Origin of the sequence: Paenibacillus hexagrammi, assembly GCF_021513275.1 — a bacterium.
GTDB lineage: Bacteria > Bacillota > Bacilli > Paenibacillales > NBRC-103111 > Paenibacillus_E > Paenibacillus_E hexagrammi.
Genome location: NZ_CP090978.1, coordinates 4,558,532 through 4,583,201, shown reverse-complemented (window position 1 = coordinate 4,583,201; position 24,670 = coordinate 4,558,532). Strand labels below are relative to the sequence as shown.

Below are 24,670 nucleotides of genomic sequence, written 5' to 3'. Positions count from 1 at the left end.
TCGGTTTACCCAGGGGGTTTTTCCAATGTCTATTATAAGGGGGGCACTCCACATCTAGCAGAAGGTGCTTTTTGAATTTATGAACGGATCATTACTTGGCCGCAACCGTTTCTATATCTTTCACGCTTTGATAAATCAGGCCGAAGAGCTCATCAATTTGCGATTCATCAATACACGAGAAGGCAACACGAAGATCGGTTTCGCCCAAGGCGATCGTACCGACGCCATATTTGTCGAGAAGGTGTACACGCAGCGACTCGGCGTCAACGGTTTTCAGCTTCAGGCACATGAAGTAGCCGGAGTTGAACGGGTAGTAATCCCAGGCGTCGTTGAATTTGCCGCTGTCGAGCAGCGCCTTGGTGCGGTTGGCGCGGCCTTTCATAATATCGAACTTCTCCTGCTTTTGCTGCTTGAACTCCGGTGAGTTCAAAGCGTGCAAGACGAAGGTTTGCGACGGGTGCGGGCCGCTGGAGATGGTGGCGCGGATAATGCCCATCGTTTTTTGCTCCAAAGCACTCAGCATTGCCTCGCTGTTACCCGCATAAGTAATGAAACCTACCCGGAAGCCCCACACGTACTCTTCCTTGGTGGCTCCGTCAATTTTGACCGCGAGCACACGAGGGTGCAGCTCGGCAAGCTGTCCGAACAGAGATTCATGAAGGGAGTCCTCGAAGAAAAGACCGAAATAAGCATCGTCCGTCAAAGCTACCACGTTGATGCCGGCTTCCGCTGCATCTTTAATGGCCGCGGCGATTTCTCTGCCTTCCTGGGCATCAGGCGTATAGCCGGTCGGATTGTTAGGGAAGTTCAGAACGACAATCGCTTTGCCTTTTGACTTTTGCGCAAGGAGTGCCTCGCGAAGACCTGCGGCATTAAAGCGGTTCTGCTCGTTATAGAGCGGATAGTTGACGATTCGCGCACCGCGGCGAATTTCAAATGTCAGCTCGTAATTTTCCCAGTTTTTATCAGGAATAATGACGGCATCGTCTTGATCAGCGAACAAATCGGCAGCGATGCTGAGACCGTGCGTCAATGCGTTGGTGACAATCGGATTACCGATCAGTTTGCCTTGGATATCAGGGTTTTCTTCCAGCATTTTCTTGCGCCATGCAGCGCGAAGTTCCGGCTTGCCCGCAGGAGGCGCATATTCGTACAGATCTTTTGGCGCGTAAGTGGAGAGAGTGTCTTGGATGACTTTCAGATGCATCGGCTGTCCATTCTCGATAGCGATACCGATCGTGGCGTTGTATGTCTTGGCTTTTGCTTTTGCTTCAGCAGATTGACTGAGAATGCCTTCCTTAGGGAAATAAATCGATTTGCCCAATGCGGAAAGCATGGCGTGCACGTGAGAATTTTCACGTTCCAAGGTCTCGTTTAACTGTCGTGCCAGAGGATTCATAGGTTTCGGTCATTCCTTCCAATGAACTTTTCATTTTTAGGAGTTATTATATCATTTCCGCGTCAGTCCGTCACTTCGCTAAATCAAAATTTTTGTTCAAAAATCCCTCCAACCGGTTCCTCACTGAATGCCATTCCGAATCCAGAATGCTAAACATGACTGTATCCCGAATATAGCCGTCATGAAGGATCCGATGTTGGCGGAGAATGCCCTCCCGCTGAGCGCCGAGACGGGCGATGGCCTCTTGGGAGCGGACGTTGCGGAGGTCCGTTTTAATTTGAACACGGATCAGGTCCAGCGTCTCGAAGCAGTGGCGAAGCAGCAAATATTTGCACTCCGTATTGACCCGCGTCCGCCAAACGCTTGGATGATACCACGTATGCCCGATTTCCAAATGGCGGTTGGAAGCGGAATAATCATGAAGCCTCGTACTGCCGATCCATTGTTCTGTTTGTTTATCGTAAACACTGAAGGGCAGCGACAACCCTGCTTGCTGCTCCTCTAACGCTAGGCGGACAAAAGCTTCGACTTCCGCGCGATTTAGCAGCGGTTTCATATACCCCCAGATAGCCGGATCATGGGCGGCTTCAGCCAGTCCATCGATATGGGAAGCGTTCATTGGGATTAAGGCAACACGCTCGCCCTGCAAGGTAGTAGGTTTCAATTCCATGTTCAAGTTCATAGACATACACTCCTCGGATTCTTTCACAAATTAGAGATTGGCGATAAAACGGAAGGATGAGCTGGACAGCGATCAGGGGGAAGCAGCCGGAGCTCTTCATGAGACTGATGTATCGACAAAATTGTAAGATGACTCTATTCAGCTCATCATATCGAACTAAGCGGTTTGAAAAAAGATCCATTTTTCTTCAATTTTTATGTACCACTTTGCAGTGGTTACAAGTCTATGAAACTTCTGTTTATGGGGCGGATTCACCTATATAATAGCCGTTCCGATGCTGCCGAAACGTACATATCTTACAAGAAATGGCGCTTCCATGAAGTTGATTCGCTTTGCGGTCAGCCATAGAGAGGACGTGTTATTTCTTGGGAAATAAGAGAGAAAAATTAAAGATTGTGCAGATTTCAAAAAACAGCCTTCCTGTGCCTCCCGTCGATTATGGGGGAACGGAGCGAGATATTTATTACTTGACCGAGGAGCTCATAAGACGCGGCCATGAAGTCATTTTATTTGCGAAAAAAGGCTCGAAATCAAGTGCGAAAACGTTCGAATTCCCAAGCGACGATAAGCAGGAGCAGCTGGATTTTATTATCCGCCATATGCCGCCCGGTGTAGATATTATTCATGATCATAATGGAGTAGCATCTGAAGCTAATCCTCCCATTCCTACGATTCGAAACTCGCATTGGAAAAAAACGCCGAAGGGGAAAATCGCAGTCTATGTAAGTAAGACTATTTTGAATTCGGTAGGGAAAGGGAAAGGATTCTACGTTCATAACGGCATTCGCGTTAAAGACTACAGCTATTCGGAGAAAAAGGACGATTATCTGCTGTTTATCGGAAGAATGTCACCAGATAAAGGTGTGCATCATGCGATTGAGGTAGCGAAGAAGACCGGAAGAAGGCTGCTTATAGCCGGACCGTACCGGAATAAGGAGGAAACCCGATATTTTCAAAAAGAGATAAAACCGCTGCTCAGCGACCGGATTGTTTATGTGGGCAGTGTAGGGGGGCAGGTTAAACAGGATTTACTCTCCAAGGCTTATTGCGTGCTGTTTCCATCCGTGTGGAATGAGCCTTTCGGACTTGTGCAAATCGAAGCTCTGGCCTGCGGGACTCCGGTGCTCACTTTCACGTATGGTTCCGCTCCCGAGGTCATGAAGGGATTCCCTCAATTGATGTGCTCCAGCACCAAAGAGATGATCGATAAAGTGAAGTCAGGGGCTGATTTTCCGCCACCAAAGGTTTGCAGGGATTATGTGAAAAAGCACTTTACCGATAAAACGATGACCGATGGCTTTTTGAAATTATACAGGAAAATTCTGAGCGACAAGCTCTATCAAGTTGAAACGGATTCCGAGTGGATGAAGCGTAAAAGAAAGCTGGGTATATAATCAGGCTGCGGGAGGAGATATAAGGAATGGTTACGATTATTGCATGTACGATGAGGCCGGCCTTCATGGAGAATCTATTTCGGAATTATGCCCGTCAAAAGCATGTGAACAAAGAAATGATCGTGATTCTGAACCGTGATGACATGAATCTGGAGGTTTGGAGAAACAAAGCGAAGGAATACAGCAACGTACGGGTGTATAAAGTTCCGCAATCGTACAAGTTAGGGAAGTGCCTTAACTTTGCGATCAAGCGGGCCAAGTATGATGTCATTGCCAAGTTTGATGACGATGATTATTATGCTCCTCATTATTTGATCGAGTCGGTGGAAGCGATGAAAAGGACACATGCGGACATTGTAGGCAAGAGCGCCAGCTTCATTTATTTTGAAGAAAGCAAATCGCTTATGGTTCTCCGGCCTCGTGATGAAAATAGATTTACCAAGCATATGAAGGGCGGAACGCTGGTATTTAAGAAAAGGGTATGGGACCGCATTAAATTCTCTCAGAGCCGGGTCAGCGGCAGCGACGCTCAATTCCTGAGAATGAGTCGGAAGGCGGGATTCAAGCTGTACACCGTGTCGAGGTATAATTATGTATGTATTCGCAGAAGAGACATCTCCTCTCATACTCAAAAAACAAGCACGGCCAAATATATGAAAAAGTGTAAGTTCATTTGCCATACCGATCATTACATTCGCCGCATTCGCAAGAAGATGGTGTAAGAGGGAAAGCAAAGAGGAGAACGTTCCCGGAGCAGCTCGGGTGGACGTTCTCTTTTTTAAGTTGAAAAGGAGTAAGAGGCTAGGGCGCGAAATTAGTAGCAGAAAGAAAGGAGTCGTGCTCATGGATTTTCATCTTCCTCTTGCAACCTATCAAGCTAAGTATCCCGGCAAATATGCAGCCTTGTACCATGCGCTGCGGGATGAGATCGTCCGGGGGGTCTTGGAGAAAGACGTAAAGCTCCCATCAAGCAGAGAGTTGGCTGCGATGTACGGTATTTCTCGCGGTACGGTCAATCAGGTGTACGATATGCTATTGGCTGAAGGATATTTGCAAGCGCTTAGGGGAAAAGGGACGTATGTGGCTTACAGGGCGGACAAACGGGAATACAAGGAAGATGCAGGCGAACCGGTGGTTCTTTCAAATTGGGCAAATCGCTTACTAGCTAACTCTGATGATCGTGGAGCCGGTATTCGGAGATATCGGAAAGAGCAGGCAGAAGCTGCAGGGAAGCTGATCTCCTTTGAACTCGGTCAGCCGGATCATGAGCATTTTCCCAGCGAGCTGTGGAATCGCTGTCTGTATGAGCAGGTCAGGCGGATGGCCGTATTTCCGCTGGAGGATGAATTTGCGGCGGAGGGACATCCGGCGCTGCGGGAAGCGATTGCACAGCATCTGCGGCGCGTGCGTGGCATCGATGCGTCTGCCGAGCGCATCGTGATCGTGAACGGCTCCATGCAGGCCATTGCGCTGCTAGCGCAGCTGCTGGTGGAGCCGGGGGACCCGGTCATCGTGGAGCGACCGGGCTATCCGGGGATCGGCCGCGCCATTGAAGCGGCCGGCGGTGTGCCTGTGCCCGTCCAGGTGGACGGGCACGGGGTCGTGCCGCAGCCGTGGGACAGCCGGCTGCTGTTTGTGACGCCCAGCCGCCAGTTCCCTACGGGGGCGGTGCTGGACCTGGACCGCCGCCAGCAGCTGCTGCGCTGGGCGGCGGAGCGTGGAGCTGTCATCGTCGAAGACGACTATGACAGCGAGTTCAGGCACCGCGGGCGGCCGATGGAGCCGCTCCAGGTGCTGGATCGGGAGGGCCGAGTCGTCTACCTCGGCACCTTCTCCAAAACGATGCCGCAGCACCTGCGCATCGGTTATGCCGTGCTGCCGGACTCGCTGCACGGCGCTTTTGCAGCCGCGAAGCGGCTGTTCGAGCCGCACCCGTCGGGGCTGCTCGAGCAGCGGGCGCTCGCCGCCTTCATGGCGAGCGGCGGGTATGAGCGTCACCTGCGTCGCATGCGGCGGGTGTACGCGGGCAAGTTCCTGCAGCTGCAAACGCTGCTGCAGGAGCAGCTCTCCACCCTATTCGAGTGGGTGGAGAGCGATGCGGGGCTGCATCTGTTTGGCTGGTGGCGGGGCGATGCCCGCACCTATGCCGCCTATGCAGCCGCCTGCAGGGAGGCCGGCGTCACGTGGAGCGACGCCGACCGCTATGGCATGCCCCCAGGCCTGGCCGGGGCATGTCTGGGGTTTGCGCATCTCACCGAGGGAGAGATGCAGCTCGGGGTGTCGCGCATGAAGCAGGCAGGGGATCGGCTGCAAGCGGATTTTTCATGATGTTGTGTGATAGGAGACGGCTCCTTTACTGCAGGATTTGTCTGCCTTTGTCCAAGTGAGAAGCGAAATTTTTGTTCCAATGACAACTTATGCTATGCTTGATGAGACGGTGGTCAATTAAATTTTCCACGGGAGTGAGTGATCCGATTATGGCAGGCTTAAATGGTGGAGGAACAAGTATCATTGTACGTCTGGAGATTCAGAAGACGCTGATTACGTTCGGACAGATCGCGACTGCAATCGGGGATGCGGGAGGCGATATCATCGCCATTGACGTCACCCGCGCAAGCAAACTGACGACGACGCGCGACATTACCGTGAAGGTGAGCGATCCTCAGCAAACGGACTCGATTATGAAAGCTTTGGACAGCCTTCCGGGAGTCCGCGTCATCAATGTATCCGATCAGACGTTCCTGATGCATCTGGGCGGCAAGATTGAAATGAATCCCAAAATGCCGATCAAGAACCGGGATGATCTTTCCCGTGTATACACGCCGGGGGTTGCCCGCGTCTGTATGGCCATTCATGAAGATCCGGCAAAGGCATACTCTCTGACAATCAAACGCAATACGGTCGCTGTCGTGTCGGATGGAACGGCGGTTCTCGGACTGGGTAATATTGGACCTGAAGCAGCTATGCCGGTGATGGAGGGGAAAGCGATGCTTTTCAAGCAGATGGCCGGCGTCGATGCGTTTCCCATCTGTCTGGATACTCAGGATACCGAGGAAATCATTCGCACGGTCAAGGCGATTGCACCTGCCTTTGGAGGTATTAATCTGGAGGATATTGCGTCACCTAGATGCTTTGAAATTGAGGACAGGCTGATCGAGGAGCTGGATATTCCTGTCTTTCACGATGACCAGCATGGAACGGCTGTCGTACTCTTGGCAGGTCTGCTGAATGCCGTCAAGCTGATCGGCAAGCAGCTAGAGAATTGTAAGGTGGTTGTAACCGGTATTGGGGCCGCGGGCATTGCTTGCACCAAAATGCTTCTGGCTGCCGGAGTGACGAATGTAGTCGGCGTTGACCGGCAGGGAGCCATCGTCCAAGGTGAGAGCTACAGTAATCCCATGTGGGAATGGTACGCGGCGCATACGAACCCTAATCGGCAATCAGGCCGTTTAACCGATGTCATCGAAGGAGCGGACATTTTTATAGGTCTATCCGGCCCCGGCGTTTTGAAAGTGGAAGATGTGAAAAAGATGGCGGATCAGCCGATCGTGTTTGCGATGGCGAATCCGACACCGGAGATCACGCCTGAGGAAGCTGAGCCTTATGTGCGGGTTATGGCGACTGGAAGATCGGATTATCCGAATCAGATCAATAACGTGCTCTGCTTTCCGGGGATGTTTAGAGGGGTGCTCGATTGCCGCGCCTCCCGTATTACCCAGGATATGAAGTTGGCTGCAGCAAAAGCGATCGCCTCGGTTGTGAGTGACGATGAATTAAATGAATATTATATCATTCCAAGTGTGTTCAATCAGTCTGTCGTGGAAAAGGTTCGTGAAGCCGTGATGGAAGCGGCTTATGAGTCTGGTGTGGCCAGACGCAGAAGTGCGAGAGAACAGCAGGAAACGGGCCAGGAGTAAGTACTGGCAGCAGATACAAGCAGTTTGGCAAATGCTTTCTGAGATCATCGGAAGCATTTGGCCGGACTGCTTATTTTTTTGCCCAGACAAGCTATAATGGAAATACCTTTGGTGGGTAAACTTGGAAAATGGGGGAGTGCGAGATGAATGTAGAGGCTGTTTTCGGGACATTTCCGGTTCTGGAATCGGACCGGCTTATATTGAAAAAAGTAGAGGACCGGCACGCTGAGCAATTGCTTGGCATCTACAGTAACGATCATGTATTCGAGTACTGCGGAATCCTTCCGAAATACAAGCTGGACGTCATTCGTAAAATGATCGGGCATTTCGAACGGGATTATATGAAGCGCAGCAGAGTGAAGTGGGGGATCTTCGAGCAGGAGGAAGCCGAGCGGCTGGTCGGTATCACGGAAGTCATGGCTTTTAGCCAGACGGTGAGCATGGTGACAGCAGGCTATTTTTTGGCTGAGGAGAGCTGGAGAAAAGGAATCGCAACCGAGGCGCTCAGCATGATGGTGGACTATTTATTTGAAAAGGTTGGGGTCAACCGTATACAAGCGGAAGTGATGCCAGCCAATGAAAGCTCCAAGAGGGTGCTGCTGAAGAACGGGTTTACGCGGGAGGGCTTACTTAGGCAAGCCGCTTTGTGGTCAGGTAAAGGGATTGTGGATTTGGAAATCTACGGCTTGTTGAGGGCCGAGCACCGGGGTTCGTCCCCTTATGCAGACTGAAGCAGGGGATTACAGCTTAAAGTATAAAAACCGAGGTCATGACGACCTCGGTTCAGACTGCAGATAAAGCGGGAGTGAGTTGCCGAATTTAACAATGCATGCTGCCATTAACGATGTGGCAGCATGCATTGTTGTTAAACTAATGTTCTCCGTTTAGCGTAATGACCTCACCTTTCATTTATGGTACGGTTCACCGCGCTGTCTGTAACGGCAAGCATGTCTATAGAGATAAAGACTCTTTGAAGAAATCTCTTAGCGTCAACGCAGGTCGCCCAATCAGGTCAGCTAAAGCGTTACTAGTTTGCGTGAAGTCCCCGTTTCGGCTGGCACGAAATAAACCCAAAATGATTGCAATGCGTACTTCCGGAAAACCTTGTGCAGTCAGATACGCCCGATACGCTTCGTCCTTTACGACCTTTCGATAGATCGGCCGGCCAACGATATCCGATACCATCGCCGCAATCCCCTCCATGTCAAACGCTTCAGAGGCAGTTAGATTCGGAGATGGACCATCCCAGTTCTTCTCGGTTAAGATCACCGCGATAGCTTGGGCCAAATCCGAGTGCGTTGTCCAGGCAATCGGGCCGTCCTCGGGAACAATCAACTCGCCCGTTTTGACGGCATCACCTATTAATCCAACCAATGAGGAGGCGTAAAAACCGTTGCGAAGGGACGTGTGGCGTACACCCGATTTTTTAAGCAAATCTTCTGTCGCTGCATGGTGAACCATAGGCGGAAAATACGACATTATAGAAGAGCCCATATGACTTGTGTATAGTACCCGTCCGGCACCAGATTTCTTTGCTGTGTCAATCGCGGTTTGGTGCTGACGGATTCCCGCATCCCCCAAAGTACCGGTTGAAACAAGGAGAACCTGTGACGCCCCTTCAAAAGCATTCAGCAAGCTCTCCGCCTGGGCGAAATCGCCATGACGAACACGTACGCCGCGCTCCTTTAAATCCTGCGCCTGGCTCACATCCCGAACACTGATACCAATCTGCTCGGCCGGGATGAGCTTAAGCAGCTGCTCGACCACGCCCCTGCCTAACTTCCCATTCGCTCCAGTAACGATAATCATGCTACTCTCACCCTTTCTTTTTTTGTAAAAAGTTTGCTAACTATACGGATTTGTGTAACCATATAATCGCATAAGTAAAAGATAAGGGGTTGGAGCCCGGTCAACAATCAGCAAAAGGCTGGTTTCGTTGCGTTCCCGACACAATCGCCGTTTTGTTTGTTTTTGAAATCCGAAGAAAGCGTGGTGCAGCATGCCGGTAAATCCAAACGATCCCCGTGTAAAGAGAACCCGCCAGTTGTTTATTCAAGCGTTTAACGATCTGCTCGACGAAAAGAGAAACATCTATTCCATTTCTGTTCACGACATTGCAAATCGAGCGGCCGTCAACCGGGCAACCTTCTATGCCCATTTTGAAGACAAATTCGCTTTTCTCGCTTATTGGATGACGGAGAAGTTTCAACTCATTCTCAAAAAAAGACTGCCGGATGATGCTGCCTTCAGTCCGGACAATCTGTATGCCCTTGTTCAGACCGTCTTTCAATTTCTAGTACGATTTCGACAGTACCTCTCGCTGGGCGACAAGCAATTTGAGCCGATGTTGGAGAACGCCATGCAAAAGGAATTGTATCGTCTCCTGCTCCATTGGCTAAAATCGGGGTCGAAACAGAGCGACCCGCAAGAAAAGCTAGAAGCTACGGCTCTTGTGGTCAGTTGGGGTATATTCGGGTCGGCCATGCAGTGGAGCAGGGAGGTTCATTCCCGCACGCTGGAATCGATGGTGGAAGAGGTTATCGAGGTTGTAACGGTTAATTTAGGCGCTTTTTGGGAGCAAGCAACCGGATGAGCTTGAACGTGAATGGCCGCAATCTCCTGAGTACATCGAAATAAAAAAAAGCGATGGGTTTGTTCCATCGCCACTTTATCGTCTCTCGTTAGCGTAACGCAAACCGCCCCATTACCGCTTACATCAAAACATACATTTAAATCCTCAGCTTTTCCACCTTGCATCCCAAAGCCAGGAACAAGAAAAATTTCCTGCGTACCCGATCAAGAAGCGGTGTCTTCCGTCCATGACTTCAATTTCTTGTCCGAAGGGAGTAAGAAAGTCAGGATGCCGATCAGCGGCAGGAACGCACATATTTCCATCACTCGAGTGGTTCCCAGCGTATCGCACAGATTACCAAGCACAACGCTGCCGATTCCGCCTAACCCGAACGCCAGGCCGGTAATGAGACCGGATACGGTTCCCACTTTGCCAGGGAATAGCATTTGCGCATAAACGACGGTAACCGAGAAGCTGGATAACAGAATGAAACCGATAATGACCAGTAGAATATAAGCCCATGTGAAGCTGACATAAGGAAGAATAAGGGCAAAGGGCGCCGAACCCAGCATCGAAAAGAAGATCAAATTGCGTCGGCCGAAACGGTCGGCAAGCGGACCGCCGAAGAAGGTTCCGACAGCTCCTGCAGCCAGGAATAAAAAGATAAAGTCTTGAGCGCGGTCAATCGTCAGACCGTATTTGTCCTGAAGGAAGAAGGCGAAGTACCCGCCCATCGCGGCTCCGTACCAGGATCTTACGAACACAAGGAAGATTAGTACCCAAAGTGCAAATACGATCTGCTTCTTTCTCTCCGGGTTTACCCTGCGGGTCACGACTTGTTTGACCTTGGCAGGTGCTTCCTTTAGAACAGCTTTGTACCAGCCTGCGATATACAACTGCACGATGATGGCAACCGCCGCTACGCCTGTGAACCAGATGGAGCCGAATAGGCCAAGCGGAATGAAAATCCATTTGGTCATGATCGGTGCCAGCGATTGACCGGCGTTGCCGCCCACTTGGAAAATCGATTGGGCAAGACCTTTGCGGCCTCCCGCAGCCATATGCGCAACCCGAGAGCCTTCCGGGTGGAAAGCAGCGGAGCCTAGTCCTACCAGACATACAGATAGCAGCACGACCCAGTAGGAAGGTGCAAAGGCCAGCAGCAGCATGCCCATCAAGGTGGACGCCATCCCGATGGGCAGTATGTACGGAGAAGGCTTACGGTCCGTGTACAGTCCGACAACGGGCTGCATGATCGAGGCGGTAAAATTGATGGCAAATTGTACCCAGCCGATTTGGGTATACGTGATACCCATCTCGCTTTTTAAAATAGGAAAGATAGCAGGTATGACCGATTGAATCGAATCGTTCAACAGATGAACAATACTGATGGCAAAAAGAATTTTAAAAACGGTTTGTTTGGCGTCTCCTGCTCCCTGAAGTCCTTGCGAACCGGGCTTGGAAGCAGCTGTTGATGATGCAGCCATGGTGTCTCTACTCCTCTCGGGAGCCCGGTCGAATTATTTGTGTATGAAGAGGCCGAGCGATTCTCCCATTTTTACTTTGCTGTCCAGCTCGAGATCCGTGCGCGGCTTGAACATGCCTTCCTCCAATAACAGAACGACGGTTGAGCCGAATTCGAAATAAGCCAGCTCCTGGCCGCGTTCCAGATGCTTAGGAAGAGGATCTACATACTTAATGCTGCTTACGTTCAAGGCACCGACTTTAACCACCGCGACTTCGCCGGCTTCATGTCCGATGAAGGTAATCAGTCTTTCATTACGGCTGAGCACTCTGCGCATGTGGCGCAGGCCGAATTCATTCACCGGGTAGACTTTGCCGGGCACATGCTCTTTTTCAAGCACATCCCCCGATACAGGCGAGTGAATGCGATGATAATCCGTCGGGCTAAGGTAAAGCACGAAGTAAAAGCCATTCTTATAATTAACCGTCCTGGGAGAACGATTTAGCAGCTCGTCGATGGTATAGTCCTGACCTTTTACATTCAGGATCAATCCGTCCTTAATTTCCCCTATGCCCGTAATTTTGGCGTCGACGGGGCTTACGAGACGAGTCACGTCAGCATCGACCGGTCGCAGACCTGTTTTCAACCGTCGGGTAAAAAAGTCGTTCAAAGAGGCATAATCCTTGATATGCTTCTCGGCATCTTCAATGCGAATTCCATAGGTACGCGCGAAGTACGGGATGAAGAGACGGCTTGCCTTCGATTTAGCGAATGCGCCCGTCAGTTGTGAGATCCATTTGCGGGAAGAAAGCTCGGTTAGCAAACGGAAAAACGGTTTGGACATAGACAGATAGCTCCTGTTCTTTCAAGCATTGTTAGGTACTTCGATAATCTTGCCACAGAACGGCGGAAGAAGCAATTGCCTAATATGGCTCAGGGATGTGTAGGAAAAAAACAAAAAAGCCGCCGGGACTTGGCGGGTCGGCATTGGGTAGACCGGTGAATTCTCCCGCAGTCTTAGCGTCCGTGCGACTTGCTTATCGCTTCATCATATCATACGAATCGATCGGCTGTCATTACCGGTGGAAAGTATTACTAGAGGGCAAAGCGTCAATGCTAACAATGAGGTGAACAAGATGATTTTTCTTCTAATCATAGCCGTACTGATAGCTCCTCTATTCATGCTGATTACAAGCTGGATGATTGATTGGTGTGCCGTTTTCTACAATGTTATCGCCATATTGTGCGCGTACACAGTGGGTATCATCGTATCCTATTGGATTTATGTGATTCTGCGCGATAATCAAGTCTTTATGACGACGATCCACGGCATTTTTCAGAATCAAGCTTTTTTGGCGAGCGGAGCCTATTTGGGGGGATATGCCATCTATCTCTTGCTGCGGATGACATTCAAGCATATTCGTGCGGATTCTTAAAGCTAGCAAGCTGCAGCGCTGCCCGATATGAACCGATCGGAGCAAGATTGCGTCAGAGAGAATAGGGAATGATGGAATGATTGGAATCCACTCCATTCCGGAAAGCTGGTGATGCTTATGATGCGTCCTCTAGGTCTTATGTTGTATGCTGCGCTGGTTACGGCCGCATTAACCGGTTGTGTTCACCAATCAGGTGGCAGCGAGCCTGCGGCTTCTCCGCATACAGCTGCGCCAAGTCCGGCTGTTTCTTCTGCACCGGGTCCGACCGGCGCTGCTCCATCAGGGCCATCTGCATCTCCTGTGGATCCAATTGCAGATCAGGTAGAGGCCATGACGCTATCACAGAAGATTGGCCAGATGCTGATTGCTGGAATAGACGGCACCGAGGATAGTGAACAAACCCGCCGATTGATTCAATCCGATCGGATAGGGGGCATTATTTTTTATAAGAACAATATTCAAAATACTGTGCAGTTCGTTCAACTGGTAAATGCCTTGAAACGCGATAATGAGGGCAACCCTGTGCCGTTATGGCTGAGTGTGGACGAAGAGGGCGGAAGAGTAACCCGATTGCCGGACGAATTGCAGAAAACTCCGTCCAATCAAGTCATTGGTCAAATGAATCGACCGCAGCTTGCTTATGATATCGGCAGCTTGCTCGGCAAAGAGCTGAAAGCGTTTGGGCTCAATATGGATTTTGCACCTGTACTGGACATCAATAGCAATCCGAAAAATCCGGTTATCGGAGACCGTTCCTTCGGCAATAACGCTTCTATTGTGACCAAGCTGGGTATACAAGCGATGAAGGGGCTTCAGGCCGAACAGGTGATTCCGGTCGTCAAGCACTTCCCGGGGCACGGGGATACATCCGTAGATTCCCACGTGGGGCTGCCTGTTGTGCTGAACAGCCTAGATCGATTGCGTAAGCTTGAGTTTGTCCCCTTTGCAGAAGCAGTCAAGGAGAAGGCGGATGCTGTGATGGTGGCGCATATTCTGCTTCCCAAGGTGGATGCCGATTACCCGGCCTCCATGTCGGGCAAAATCATGACGGATTTGCTGCGGAAGGAGATGGGCTTTGAGGGGGTTATCATGACCGATGATATGACGATGGGAGCGATCGTGAAAAATTACACCATCGGAGAGGCAGCGGTGCAGGCTGTGTCAGCCGGGGCTAATGTCATTATGGTCGGTCATGAGTACTCGAACGTCGAGACCGTCGTTCAAGAGCTGACCCGCGCTGTCGAAGACAAGCGCATTTCTATGAATGCGATCGACGAGAGCGTGACCCGGATCATCCGGCTGAAAGACCGCTATCATCTCGAGGATCAGCAGATTGCTGTTCCTAAAGTGAGCGAGCTCAATGCGCAGGTGAAAGTCATTTTGAAGAAAAAATAAAACTGCGGCGCCAATCAAGGCGCCGCAGTGAGACTGTCGATAAATGGCAATGGATAGAAAGCTTTTATTTCGATCGAATAACAAAATGTCAACAGCACTCGGAGAAAAGCTACTGAAGCTCGTAATGGACACTGCTTTATCGACAAACTGACTGCGGCGCCTATCAGGCTCCGCAGTTTTTGCTATTTAATAGACTGGCGTGCCGCCATCTAGCAAATATTTGGCATAAGCGATCGGATTATAATAGGTAGCACGCCATTCCTCCATCATGCCGGCCTCACGGAAGCTGTAACGCTGGTCTTTGCCGTTGCATTCAATGAACAAGGGATAGCCGTCCTTCGTAATGCCAATGTCTAGGCCCATATCGGCCATATGCGGGAGCTCGCGGCTTAAGTGTCTTGCGACTCGGAGCGAGAAATCGGCGATTTGCTGGCAGACCTGCGCAGCGTCAAGATTCGGATATTCCTCCGCGAGAATCGCGGGCAGTGTCATGACGGCTCCGCCTTGAGCCACATTGGTCAGGAACAGCTTGCGTGAGGCAACCTTGGCGACAATGCCGGTGATTTGCCAATCTCCGCCGGCTCCGCGCTGCACGGAGATGCGGAGATCGAAGGGGCGTCCGTCGTAGGTGGCAAGCGGCAGACGCTGCTGGACGATATAGGCTCTTCTGCTGATTTTTGTTCGGAGCAGCGTTGGAACTGTTTTACGGAATCGCATCGTATTCCATGTTTTGTTCGTGAGCTTCATGCTTTTTGGATAGATGAGCTTCCAGCCGGTGCGGATCCGGTCGAGCTTCATGACGCCGCGGCCAATGCTGCTGTTCGTCGGCTTAATGATCAGAGAATCGTAGGCCTGCATCATCTGCTTGACGTTATGAAGGGTAGCCGGATACGTGCCTGGCAGATGAGGCCGTATGACCTCGTCTTTCATGAGGAGCTGGTGGATCAGCAGCTTGCTGTACCGGTTCCAGCGGTTAAAGATGAGGATGCCTCGTTTTATCCAACTCTCCATAATCTGATAACTCCGATGATCCAAATAAATGGCGCGGTTATGAATGACCTTGGGCAGATCGATCAGTTCTAAGGTACATATATGCCCGCGTTGAATGATGGCTGTAACCTTAAGGGTATCGGCGGAGATGACATCCTGGATTCGAAAATAGGCAGGAATGACGCCGTATTGCATCGCTGCATCCCGATAGTAAGAGATCGCTTCATTGTTCGTTTTTCCTTGGGGAATGCCTTCGTACAAAGTATCGTTGACGAGTATACCGACATAAGGTTCTCCCATTAGCTTCACTCCCTTAATGTACTAGGTTGGCCAAGGCGTTAATCCGGTTGACTCAGTATATGGAAAAGCTTGCCTGCTTGTTTGTACGAATGTCATCCCAGGGGGGCGGGCTATACCGACATTTGACGGAGAAAAAAGGGCATTCATCCAGTCTTTGTGACTAATTCCGCATATGTATAGAGAAATGGACCGCGATGAGTTCGAGAAGAATGAAAGGCGGGATGTTATGCCGAGTCCACCTAAAAGTGTAGCCATCGTTACTCCCGGTGTGTTTCCTGTGCCGTCAGGAACAAGCAGTTCTGTGGAGCAAGTCGTCTCTCACACGGCAAAGCCTCTGGCGAGGAAAATGAATGTATATGTGCTGGGATGTCTAGCAAAGTCTTTTCCGGCAAGTGAAGAAGTAGATGGTGTGAAGTATATAAGAGTTCGTTATGAAAAGCCGTATGCCTATCTGGAGCGGATCAGTAAGCGCATTGGACAGCTGCGTCCAAGTATCGTACAGGTTGAAAACAGGCCGAGGTATGTCAAATATTTACGCAGGAAGCATCCCCGACTGAAGATCAGTCTGGTGCTGCATTCGACTTCTTTTGTCTCTAAGCCTCATATCTCCAAACAAGAGCTTTCCGCGTGCTTGCGCGCGGCGAATGTGATTATCGTGAACAGCGATTTTCTTAAGCAGAATCTCCAGCGTGCGGTTCCGGGAGCTGCGCATAAAATTGTTACCCAGCATTTAGGGGTAGACCCGGGGCGGTTCCTATCGAAATGGTCGAGGGAAGGAGAGGAGAATCGGGCGCGGCTGCTTCGGGAGCTGGGGTATGAGAATCCCAAGATTATTTTGTTTGTAGGAAGGCTGATACCGAAAAAAGGCGTTCACCATCTCTTGGAAGCCATGATGCAGATTGTCCAGGCGGAGCCTAACAGCATCCTGTTGATCGTAGGCAGTGCCTACTACGGCACTGACCGTCTTACGGCTTATGTCCGCAAGCTTCATGAAATGGGAAGCACCATGCCGCAGTATGTCCGGTTCATTCCTTATGTAGCACATGAAGATATTCCTGACTATTACCAAATGGCTGATGTCGTTGTGGTTCCGTCCGCTCCGAATGAAGCGTTTGGACTGGTTAATGTTGAGGCCATGGCCTCGGGGGTGCCGGTTGTGGCAACCCGTTCGGGCGGTATTCAAGAGGTTGTCGCTCATGGCACAACAGGCTATTTAGTTGATCTTCCCCGCATTGCGGAGGAGCTTCCGAGCTATTTGTTAAGAATTCTGGGTGATCGGGAACTGCAGAGGGCGATGGGAGAACAGGGGATTCAAAGAGTTCGCCAATTGTTCACGTGGGAACGATGTGCGGAGAACCGGCTGGAACTGTACCGGAGCCTGGATCGTCGTAAAGGAAATAGGTAGATGCGTATTTTTACGGGCTGGCGTACCTCTTTACACCAATTTGAATATGTTACAAGTGTCTAGATTGTGTGGAATGGAGAGGAGTCTATGAGTAAACGTAAAGGCGACCGGAGTTCGCTTCGAAAGCCGACAGTACTGCGTGTAAACGCAAGAACGAACGAATTGAAATGGTTGGATGAGCCCGACCTGCTGGCTGCGAATCAACCCCTGGATCTTCCTACTTTTGAAGAAGAGAAGCCGCCCGCACCCGCAAATACACCTAAGAATGCAAGCAAAGCTAAGAAAACGGAATCTGCCTCCTCCGCAGAAGATAAAAAAAACAATAGCGGTCCTGCGCACGCCCAGCGTCCAGCGAACCCGGCTCCACCGCTAATCATGCTTTCCGAAAGGAGAGGAAGCGGAGATTCCCAACATCCGGTTGTATACACCGATGACATTGGTGAAGAAGCCATAACGGCAGAGAAAATAGCGAATCGAGCTATCGATGAAACCAAGCTAAAGCCGCAGAGTATCGGTTCAAAAGCAATCAAAGATCTTGCTGTGGATCGCTCGAAGCTTGCTCCTGCAAGCGTGACGCGGGATAAAATCGCAAACGGAGCCGTTCACGATGAGCACATAGCACCGCTATCTATTGCCGGTAATAAGATTCAGGATCAATCTATAGACGGCATTAAGCTGATTGACGGCAGCATCACCGTAGATAAGCTGGCGGATCAGGCGATCGATGCATCCAAAATAGCCAAAGCCTCCATCCTGCCGCATCATCTTTCCGAGATGGTGGTGACAGAGGAGCTAATCGATGATCAAGCCGTAACCTCAGATAAAATCCACAGCGGAGCCATTCAAAGCAAGCATCTCTCTAACGGAATCATCGACACGGCCAAAATCAATGACTCTTCCATCACCACTGATAAGTTGAGGGATGGGGCCGTGACCGGTTCTAAAATCGCCGAAGGCAGCATCGAATCGGCGCATGTGCAGCTTGGCAGCATTACCGAGGAGCATCTGGCACCGGGAAGTGTAACGAGTCATACGATAGCTGCGGGACAGATCCAGGGAGATCATATTGCGGAGTCATCGATTCAATCTCTTCATCTGAAGGAAGAATCCATAACGACATCAAAGATTGCAAAGAAATCGCTGACGGAAGAGAAATACGCAGACCGATCGGTTTCGAGTGACAAGATCGCTTTGGAAGCTGTAGAGTCCGAACATATTGCAGAAGAATCCATTCAATCCCAGCACATCTCCTCCGGCGCTGTTACCGGAGATCATATCGGTTCAGGAGAAATTAGCGCCGACCATATTCAAATGAAGGCGATTCATACGGATCTGCTGGAAGATGAATCCGTGACTTCAGAGAAGCTTGGTCTGTCCGCGGTTCAAGCTCAGCATATGGAACCGCATTCGATCCACACGGACCATCTGTCCGACGCTTCGGTTACTACCGGCAAGATTGCTGCAGAAAGTGTAACAACGGATCAGTTAGCGGATGGCAGTGTCAGCACCGGCAAGCTTGCGGATGAAAGCGTGACATCGGAGAAATTGGCGCCTCGTTCGGTAAGCAGCGGGCATGTGCAGCAGGGGGCCATATTTTCTGAACATCTAGCAGACCGGAGTGTCGGAACGGATCAAATCGGTTTATTTGTCGTCCATCGCGAGCATATAGCCGATGAAGAATTAATTACCCGCCACTTGCAAGACGAAGTCATCACAACGAGCAAAATTGCGGAAGAAGCTGTCACCAGTAATAAGATCGCGCCTCTCACGATTGAGACCCGCCATCTTCAAGAGGGTATCATCGATGGATTTCACATCAAGCATGGTTCCATTACCTCTGATCATCTTACTCAAAACTCGATCAGCCTGGAAGTATTTGCGGATAACAGTCTGGAAGGCAGTAAGCTGGTTCAACAATCGATTACAGAGGAAAAGCTTGCCGATGGCGCAGTGTCGGAGGCTAAATTAGCATTTTCATCGGTAACGGAGGCCCATCTGCAGGATGGAGCGGTAACATCAGAGATACTGAGCGATCAAGCTGTTCTCACGGAAAAGCTGGCTGATGAGTCCGTAACGGAGGCTAAACTTGCCGATGCAAGTGTGACATCTGCCAAAATAGCGTTTAAGGCGGTTGCAAGCGAGCATATTGCTGACGGAAGCATTGCGGCAGCCAAGCTGGCTAACGAGAGCATCCATGGCAGCAAGATCGTGGCTGGAGCGATCCATGCCAGGCATTTAGCTGATGAATCGGTGAACGGCTCAAAGCTGGCAGCCGGCAGCGTGGATGCCCTTAAATTATCCAAGGGAGCGGTAGGAAGCGAACAGTTGGCGGACGGCGCGGTGCAGTCATCAAAGCTTGCGGCTGGAAGTGTGGATGCCAGTAAGATCGCCGAAGGCTCGGTCTTAACGGGCCATATCGCAATCGGTTCGATTACGGAAGACCATATTGACGTAGGAGCTGTTAAAGCCGAGCATATTGCATCAGGTCAAATTCAATCCGACCACATCGCCTTGGATGCCATCGGAGCAGAGTGGATCCAGAATGGAGCCATTACATCAGATAAGCTGGCAACCGGCAGCGTACTTGCCGATAAAATCGGTGAAGGAGCTGTGAGGGCTCAGCATCTGGCGGACGGGGAAGTCATCGGGAGCAAGCTCGCGCCAGACAGTGTGGATGCCAGTAAATTGGTTAACGGGGCGGTAGGAAGCGAGCAGTTGGCAAACAGTTCTGTGCAGTCATCGAAGCTGGCGGCAGGCAGTGTGGATGCGAGCAAAATCGCAGAAGGTGCGATCTTAACAGGACACATCGCAGCAGCCTCCGTTACGGAAGGCCATATTGCTGAAGATGCTGTGAAAGCCCGGCATATTGCACCAGGACAGATTCAATCCGACCATATCGTATTAAGCTCTATAGGAACAGAATGGATTCAGGACGGAGCCATCACAGCAGATAAACTGGCGGTCGGCAGCGTACTTGCCGATAAGATCGGCGAAGGCGCGGTAAGAGGGCAGCATCTTGCGGATGGCGAAGTAAACGGAAGCAAGCTTGCGCCGGATAGTATAGATGCCAGCAAATTAGTTAGCGGATCGGTAGGAAGCGAGCAATTGGCGGAGGGCGCGGTGCAGTCGTCGAAGTTGGCGGATGGCAGCGTGGATGCGAGCAAAATCGCAGAAGGTTCGATCTTGTCAGGCCATATCGCAGAAAGCTCCATTACAGAAGGCCATATTGCCGAAGGAGCTGTGAAAGCCGGGCATATCGCACCTGAACAAATTCACTCCGAGCATCTTGCATGGAACACTGTCGGTACGGAATGGATCCAGGACGGAGCAGTGACAGCAGATAAGCTGGGAGCTGGCAGCGTGCTTGCCGATCAGATCGGCGAAGGCGCGGTAAGAGCGCAGCATCTAGCGGACGGTGAAGTCATCGGGAGCAAGCTTGCGCCGGATAGTGTAGATGCCAGCAAACTGGTTCATGGAGCGGTAGGAAGCGAGCAGATCGCTGACGGTTCCATCGTTGCGTCCAAACTTGCTGCTGGCAGCGTGAATGGGGATACAGTCGCCGATGGAATCATTACCTCCAGACATCTTGCAGGAAGCTCAGTGGGTAAAGAACAGATTGCTTTGACTTCGATACAACGCCAGCATATTGCTGACGGGGAGATTATTTCCAGCAAGCTTCATGATCAATCCGTAACAACGAGTAAAATCGCCCAGGAAGCAGTGGTCGGGGCCAAAATTGCCCCTGCTTCGATCCAAGCTCGGCACTTGCAGGAACACATTATTGATGGTATTCATATTAAACCGGGCTCCGTGACAGCCGATCATTTAGTTCCTAATTCCATTACGATTGACGTCTTGGCCGACCACAGCATTAATGGGCAAAAGTTGGCGGAGGAGTCGATCCAATCCGAGAATCTTGCTGATGGCGCTGTAACTGAAAAGAAATTAGCGGACTATAGCGTTACAGAAAGTAAGCTGGCTCCTAATGCCGTTCAAAATGAGCACATCGTGGACGGTGTAATCACATCAGCTAAACTTGCAAGCGAGAGCGTAAATGGCAGCAAGCTTGTTGTGGGGGCTATCCACGATCATCATATTAACAACGGCGTTATTACTGGGGCTAAACTGGCAGCTGGAAGTATAGATGGCAGCAAGCTATTGAAGTCTGCCGTTCGTGGCGAGCACCTAGCTGATGATTCAATAAGCGGAGTAAAATTACTGGCTGGCAGTGTGGATGCAAGCAAGCTGGCGAGCAGCTCGGTTTACAGCGTACACCTTGCACCTGAATCGGTGAATGCCTCTAAATTGGCGGCAGGAAGTGTTGACGGCAGTAAGCTGACAGCAGGGGCTATAAGCAGTGAACACATCGGTGCAGCAGCGGTAGGCAGCTTCCAACTCGCCGACGGCAGTGTAGACCGCATTAAACTGGCAGCCGGCGCGGTGAGCAGCGAACAATTGGCTGAAGGATCTGTTCTAGGGTCTAAGCTTGCCGCTGGCAGCGTTGACGCCAGCAACATCGTTTCTTCGGCAATCACGCGCGAACACTTGGCGGACGGGGCTGTGGACAGCACCAAATTAGCCGCGGAATCGGTGACAGCTGGGCACTTGGCAGACGGCTCGGTGACGGCGGCCAAATTAGCCGAGCGAAGTGTCGACGGCGATAAGCTGGCACTGGACTCCGTAACCGGCGAGCACCTAGCTGATAATTCAATAAGCGGCGCAAAATTACTGGCTGGCAGTGTGGATGCAAGCAAGCTGGCGAGCAGCTCGGTTTACAGCGTACACCTTGCGCCTGAATCGGTGAATGCCTCTAAATTGGCGGCAGGAAGTGTCGACGGCAGTAAGCTGACAGCAGGAGCTATAAGCAGTGAACACATCGGCGCAGCAGCGGTAGGCGGCTTCCAACTCGCCGACGGCAGTGTAGACCGTAATAAGCTGGCAGCCGGAGCGGTGAACAGCGAACAATTGGCTGAAGGATCCGTTCTAGGGTCAAAGCTTGCCGCTGGCAGCGTTGACGCCAGCAACATCGTTTCTTCGGCGATTACGCGCGAGCACTTAGCGGACGGGGCTGTGGACAGCACCAAATTAGCGGCGGAATCGGTGACAGCTGGGCACTTGGCAGACGGCTCGGTGACGGCAGCCAAATTAGCCGAGCGAAGTGTCGACGGCGATAAGCTGGCACTGGACTCCGTAACCGGCGAACACCTGGCTGATAATTCGATAAGCGGGACGAAGCTGCTGGCAGGCAGTGTGGATGCCGGCAAACTGGCCATCCATTCGGTGTACGGATTGCACCTTGCGCCTGAATCGGTGAATGCCTCTAAATTGGCGGCAGGAAGTGTCGACGGCAGTAAACTGACAGCAGGAGCCGTAAGCAGTGAACACATCGGCGCCGGCGCGGTAGGGAGCTTCCAACTCGCCGATAGCAGCGTAGAACGCAGTAAGCTAGCAGCCGGAGCAGTAGGCAGCGAGCACTTGGTTGACGGATCTGTTTTAGGTTCAAAGCTTGCCGCAGGCAGCGTTGACGCCAGCAACATCGTTTCTTCGGCGATCATGCGCGAACACTTAGCGGACGGAGCCGTGGACGGCACCAAGTTAGCCACAGGCGCTGTGAAGGGCGAACATCTGGCTGATGGTACGGTAACAGCAGATAAATTAGCTGAGCAAAGCGTGGATAGCGGGAAGTTGGTTTCAGGCTCGGTAACAGGGGATCACCTCGCCCCCGGCAGCGTGGACGGCAGCAAATTGACCGCAGGCTCCGTGAGCAGCGGGCATTTGTCAGATGGAGTAATCAGCGGTTCGAAGCTGGCTGCAGGCAGTATTGAGGCAGGTCATATTGCAGCATCGGCAGTTACGCGCGAACATCTTGCCGACGGGGCTGTAGATGGTGCCAAATTAGCAGAAGGCTCGGTAAACGGGGAGCATCTGGCTGATAGGTCGGTAACGGCAGCAAAGCTAGCCGATCAAAGTATCGATGGCGGCAAGCTGGTGCCCGGCACGATAACCGGCGAGCATCTGGCCTCAGGCAGTGTCGATGCCACCAAGCTTTCCGTTCCCGTCATGCAGCTTCCGGCAGCAAAGGCAAAGTCCATTCAGCAATTCGGCCTGGTTCCTTTTGAAATCAAGATTCAGGATGAAATCGCGGAAGTGCAGATTCATTTTGATGAAGCTTTCCAGGATATCAATTATGCGCTCATCGCGATGACGAATCATGCGGCATGCTACGCGGTCGTCAAGCAGAAGTTTACGAATTATGCCATCCTTACCATTGTGAGGACTCGCTTCTCTACAGATATTTACGGCATTATTAATTGGATCGCCATTGGACCCAAGGCATAACGGGGTGATAAGGACCGTGTCTCCGGACATGGTCCTTTGTTTGTCTATAAAGTAGGGTCCATTCCGTGCTTCCGCAGCTTTACTCCAATCGCTGTCGACATTTTGTTATGGAATCGAAAAAGTAAGGAGACCTCCAGTTCCCCTTTATCAGCTTCCGTAGCTCTATTCCAATCGCTTATCTCCAACCCTGCCCTGCAAACAGTGGACGAGTAACCATTTTTCCGCCACTGGAGCTATTCGTCCACTTTCCCGCCAGTATGGGGGAATACAATGGAACAGAAATCCTTGAAATTAAAAAGGAGATGAGCCTGATGAAAGTGGTGATAATGGCCGGAGGGAAGGGCCTGCGATTTTGGCCCAGAAGCGTAGATTCCAAGCCCAAGCAGTTTCTCGCGCTAACCTCCCACGAGAGCATGCTCCAGCAGACATATCAGCGCTTCCTTAAATATGTGGATGCCCGTGACATATATGTCGTTGCCGGTTCCTCCTATCTGGAGCTCATCTACGAACAACTCCCCTGTCTGGAGAAGGACCATGTGATTGTCGAGCCCGATCAGAGGGATACAGGCCCCTGTATAGCGCTTACAGCGCGTTTTTTTCTAAAAGAAGGCTTGGATGAGGTACTGATTACTGCACCATCGGACCAATACATCCCCGAAGATGATGCCTTGTGGGAAGCTTTGCTGAAAGCGGAAAGGCTGGCCAGCGAGAATGAAACGATTGTGACTCTGGGGATCGTACCGACTCGTCCGGAAACCGGCTACGGCTATATCCGCACATTCCCCGGACAAACCGGCGGATATGCTTTTCGGGTGGACACCTTTATGGAAAAACCGAACGAACAAAAAGCGAAGGAGCTGTTTCAGCAATCCGATACGTATTGGAACAGCGGTATATGTATTTGGAAGCCTTCTACGATTGCACATTACCTGCGGCTCTATCAATCAGACTTGTGGGAGCAGCTGTATGGTGCCGAGGACAATCTGGAGGAAGTCTACGCTTCCATGCCTCGCATCTCGGTAGATTACGCCATCCTGGAGAAAGCACATACGATTTATACGATTCCGGTTGATTTTATATGGGATGATATCGGCTCGTGGACGTCGCTGGAGCGGGTGTTTTCAACGGATGACAACGGCAATCTACTATTTGGCGATGTATACGGGCAGAACGTGAACGATTCTATCATTTATACCGATCATCAAACCGTCATTGCGATTGGAATTGAGGATCTGATCGTCGTCTCTACCAAGGACGGATTGCTGGTATGCCGCAAATCAGAGGAACAGAAGATTAAGAATGTGATTAAATCTATGGAACCTACTCTTGTAAAAGAGAAGGATCAGTAGCTATATTGCAAGAGGACAAACGCCAAA

General features: G+C 51.0%; 17 protein-coding genes. 11 read left to right on the top strand and 6 right to left on the bottom strand.

What is annotated here, in order from left to right; genetic code table 11:
* Positions 1-91: 91 nt before the first annotated feature.
* Both L0M14_RS20665 and L0M14_RS20660 read right to left on the bottom strand, forming a co-directional pair.
* Positions 92-1,399, bottom strand: coding sequence for an aminotransferase class I/II-fold pyridoxal phosphate-dependent enzyme (locus tag L0M14_RS20665; RefSeq protein WP_235118472.1), 1,308 nt, complete (start codon positions 1,397-1,399; stop codon positions 92-94).
* Positions 1,400-1,469: 70 nt separating this feature from the next.
* Positions 1,470-2,081, bottom strand: a complete 612-nt coding sequence (locus tag L0M14_RS20660; protein ID WP_235118471.1) for a GNAT family N-acetyltransferase — start codon at positions 2,079-2,081, stop codon at positions 1,470-1,472.
* Positions 2,082-2,446: 365 nt separating this feature from the next.
* Here L0M14_RS20660 and L0M14_RS20655 point away from each other — a divergent pair, with 365 nt between their 5' ends.
* From L0M14_RS20655 to L0M14_RS20635, 5 genes are all read left to right on the top strand, one after another.
* Entirely contained in the window at positions 2,447-3,475 is a 1,029-nt protein-coding gene (locus tag L0M14_RS20655) for a glycosyltransferase family 4 protein (protein WP_235118470.1), read from the top strand.
* Positions 3,476-3,501: 26 nt separating this feature from the next.
* Positions 3,502-4,197, top strand: coding sequence for a glycosyltransferase family 2 protein (locus L0M14_RS20650; RefSeq protein ID WP_235118469.1), 696 nt, complete (start codon positions 3,502-3,504; stop codon positions 4,195-4,197).
* A 121-nt stretch (positions 4,198-4,318) separates the two neighbouring features.
* On the top strand, positions 4,319-5,803 hold the full coding sequence (gene pdxR, locus L0M14_RS20645; protein ID WP_235118468.1) for a MocR-like pyridoxine biosynthesis transcription factor PdxR: 1,485 nt from the start codon (positions 4,319-4,321) through the stop codon (positions 5,801-5,803).
* Positions 5,804-5,952: 149 nt separating this feature from the next.
* Positions 5,953-7,392, top strand: coding sequence for an NAD-dependent malic enzyme (locus tag L0M14_RS20640; RefSeq protein WP_235118467.1), 1,440 nt, complete (start codon positions 5,953-5,955; stop codon positions 7,390-7,392).
* Positions 7,393-7,535: 143 nt separating this feature from the next.
* On the top strand, positions 7,536-8,123 hold the full coding sequence (locus L0M14_RS20635) for a GNAT family N-acetyltransferase (RefSeq protein ID WP_235118466.1): 588 nt from the start codon (positions 7,536-7,538) through the stop codon (positions 8,121-8,123).
* Positions 8,124-8,343: 220 nt separating this feature from the next.
* Here the strand turns inward: L0M14_RS20635 and L0M14_RS20630 are convergent, their stop codons facing one another.
* Positions 8,344-9,201 (bottom strand): SDR family oxidoreductase, encoded by an 858-nt coding sequence (locus L0M14_RS20630; protein WP_235118465.1) that lies wholly within the window; start codon positions 9,199-9,201, stop codon positions 8,344-8,346.
* Positions 9,202-9,436: 235 nt separating this feature from the next.
* On the opposite strand from L0M14_RS20630, the gene L0M14_RS20625 reads away from it, so the two are divergent.
* Entirely contained in the window at positions 9,437-9,985 is a 549-nt protein-coding gene (locus tag L0M14_RS20625) for a TetR/AcrR family transcriptional regulator (protein WP_235118464.1), read from the top strand.
* A gap of 203 nt (positions 9,986-10,188) precedes the next feature.
* Here the strand turns inward: L0M14_RS20625 and L0M14_RS20620 are convergent, their stop codons facing one another.
* The gene (locus L0M14_RS20620; protein WP_235118463.1) at positions 10,189-11,451 is read right to left on the bottom strand and encodes an MFS transporter; all 1,263 of its coding nucleotides are present in this window, start codon (positions 11,449-11,451) and stop codon (positions 10,189-10,191) included.
* Between the two features lie 33 nt (positions 11,452-11,484).
* Complete coding sequence (gene asd / locus L0M14_RS20615) at positions 11,485-12,273, bottom strand: archaetidylserine decarboxylase (RefSeq protein WP_235118462.1); 789 nt, start codon at positions 12,271-12,273, stop codon at positions 11,485-11,487.
* Between the two features lie 292 nt (positions 12,274-12,565).
* Between asd and L0M14_RS20610 the strand changes: the two genes are divergently transcribed.
* Both L0M14_RS20610 and nagZ read left to right on the top strand, forming a co-directional pair.
* Positions 12,566-12,865 carry a transposase gene (locus L0M14_RS20610; protein ID WP_235118461.1) on the top strand — a complete coding sequence of 100 codons (300 nt, stop codon included), beginning with the start codon at positions 12,566-12,568 and terminating at the stop codon, positions 12,863-12,865.
* A 117-nt stretch (positions 12,866-12,982) separates the two neighbouring features.
* Entirely contained in the window at positions 12,983-14,260 is a 1,278-nt protein-coding gene (gene nagZ, locus L0M14_RS20605) for a beta-N-acetylhexosaminidase (RefSeq protein WP_235118460.1), read from the top strand.
* Between the two features lie 186 nt (positions 14,261-14,446).
* Here the strand turns inward: nagZ and L0M14_RS20600 are convergent, their stop codons facing one another.
* On the bottom strand, positions 14,447-15,550 hold the full coding sequence (locus L0M14_RS20600) for a YheC/YheD family endospore coat-associated protein (protein ID WP_235118459.1): 1,104 nt from the start codon (positions 15,548-15,550) through the stop codon (positions 14,447-14,449).
* A gap of 226 nt (positions 15,551-15,776) precedes the next feature.
* On the opposite strand from L0M14_RS20600, the gene L0M14_RS20595 reads away from it, so the two are divergent.
* The 3 genes from L0M14_RS20595 (at position 15,777) to L0M14_RS20585 (ending at position 24,643) form a co-directional block, all read left to right on the top strand.
* A complete protein-coding gene (locus L0M14_RS20595; RefSeq protein ID WP_235118458.1) occupies positions 15,777-16,955 on the top strand; it encodes a glycosyltransferase family 4 protein in 1,179 nt (392 codons plus the stop codon).
* Positions 16,956-17,042: 87 nt separating this feature from the next.
* Complete coding sequence (locus tag L0M14_RS20590; RefSeq protein ID WP_235118457.1) at positions 17,043-23,294, top strand: WIAG-tail domain; 6,252 nt, start codon at positions 17,043-17,045, stop codon at positions 23,292-23,294.
* A gap of 311 nt (positions 23,295-23,605) precedes the next feature.
* Positions 23,606-24,643 carry a mannose-1-phosphate guanylyltransferase gene (locus L0M14_RS20585; RefSeq protein ID WP_235118456.1) on the top strand — a complete coding sequence of 346 codons (1,038 nt, stop codon included), beginning with the start codon at positions 23,606-23,608 and terminating at the stop codon, positions 24,641-24,643.
* Positions 24,644-24,670 lie beyond the last annotated feature (27 nt).

What these genes read in the sequence shown, in the direction of transcription:
- L0M14_RS20585 (WP_235118456.1), top strand. Translation starts at nt 23,606, where the DNA reads ATGAAAGTGGTGATAATGGCCGGAGGGAAGGGCCTGCGATTTTGGCCC.
- pdxR (WP_235118468.1), top strand. Translation starts at nt 4,319, where the DNA reads ATGGATTTTCATCTTCCTCTTGCAACCTATCAAGCTAAGTATCCCGGC.
- L0M14_RS20630 (WP_235118465.1), bottom strand. Translation starts at nt 9,201, where the DNA reads ATGATTATCGTTACTGGAGCGAATGGGAAGTTAGGCAGGGGCGTGGTC.
- L0M14_RS20610 (WP_235118461.1), top strand. Translation starts at nt 12,566, where the DNA reads ATGATTTTTCTTCTAATCATAGCCGTACTGATAGCTCCTCTATTCATG.
- asd (WP_235118462.1), bottom strand. Translation starts at nt 12,273, where the DNA reads ATGTCCAAACCGTTTTTCCGTTTGCTAACCGAGCTTTCTTCCCGCAAA.
- L0M14_RS20640 (WP_235118467.1), top strand. Translation starts at nt 5,953, where the DNA reads ATGGCAGGCTTAAATGGTGGAGGAACAAGTATCATTGTACGTCTGGAG.
- L0M14_RS20600 (WP_235118459.1), bottom strand. Translation starts at nt 15,550, where the DNA reads ATGGGAGAACCTTATGTCGGTATACTCGTCAACGATACTTTGTACGAA.
- L0M14_RS20650 (WP_235118469.1), top strand. Translation starts at nt 3,502, where the DNA reads ATGGTTACGATTATTGCATGTACGATGAGGCCGGCCTTCATGGAGAAT.
- nagZ (WP_235118460.1), top strand. Translation starts at nt 12,983, where the DNA reads ATGATGCGTCCTCTAGGTCTTATGTTGTATGCTGCGCTGGTTACGGCC.
- L0M14_RS20595 (WP_235118458.1), top strand. Translation starts at nt 15,777, where the DNA reads ATGCCGAGTCCACCTAAAAGTGTAGCCATCGTTACTCCCGGTGTGTTT.
- L0M14_RS20620 (WP_235118463.1), bottom strand. Translation starts at nt 11,451, where the DNA reads ATGGCTGCATCATCAACAGCTGCTTCCAAGCCCGGTTCGCAAGGACTT.
- L0M14_RS20590 (WP_235118457.1), top strand. Translation starts at nt 17,043, where the DNA reads ATGAGTAAACGTAAAGGCGACCGGAGTTCGCTTCGAAAGCCGACAGTA.
- L0M14_RS20660 (WP_235118471.1), bottom strand. Translation starts at nt 2,081, where the DNA reads ATGAACTTGAACATGGAATTGAAACCTACTACCTTGCAGGGCGAGCGT.
- L0M14_RS20665 (WP_235118472.1), bottom strand. Translation starts at nt 1,399, where the DNA reads ATGAATCCTCTGGCACGACAGTTAAACGAGACCTTGGAACGTGAAAAT.
- L0M14_RS20635 (WP_235118466.1), top strand. Translation starts at nt 7,536, where the DNA reads ATGAATGTAGAGGCTGTTTTCGGGACATTTCCGGTTCTGGAATCGGAC.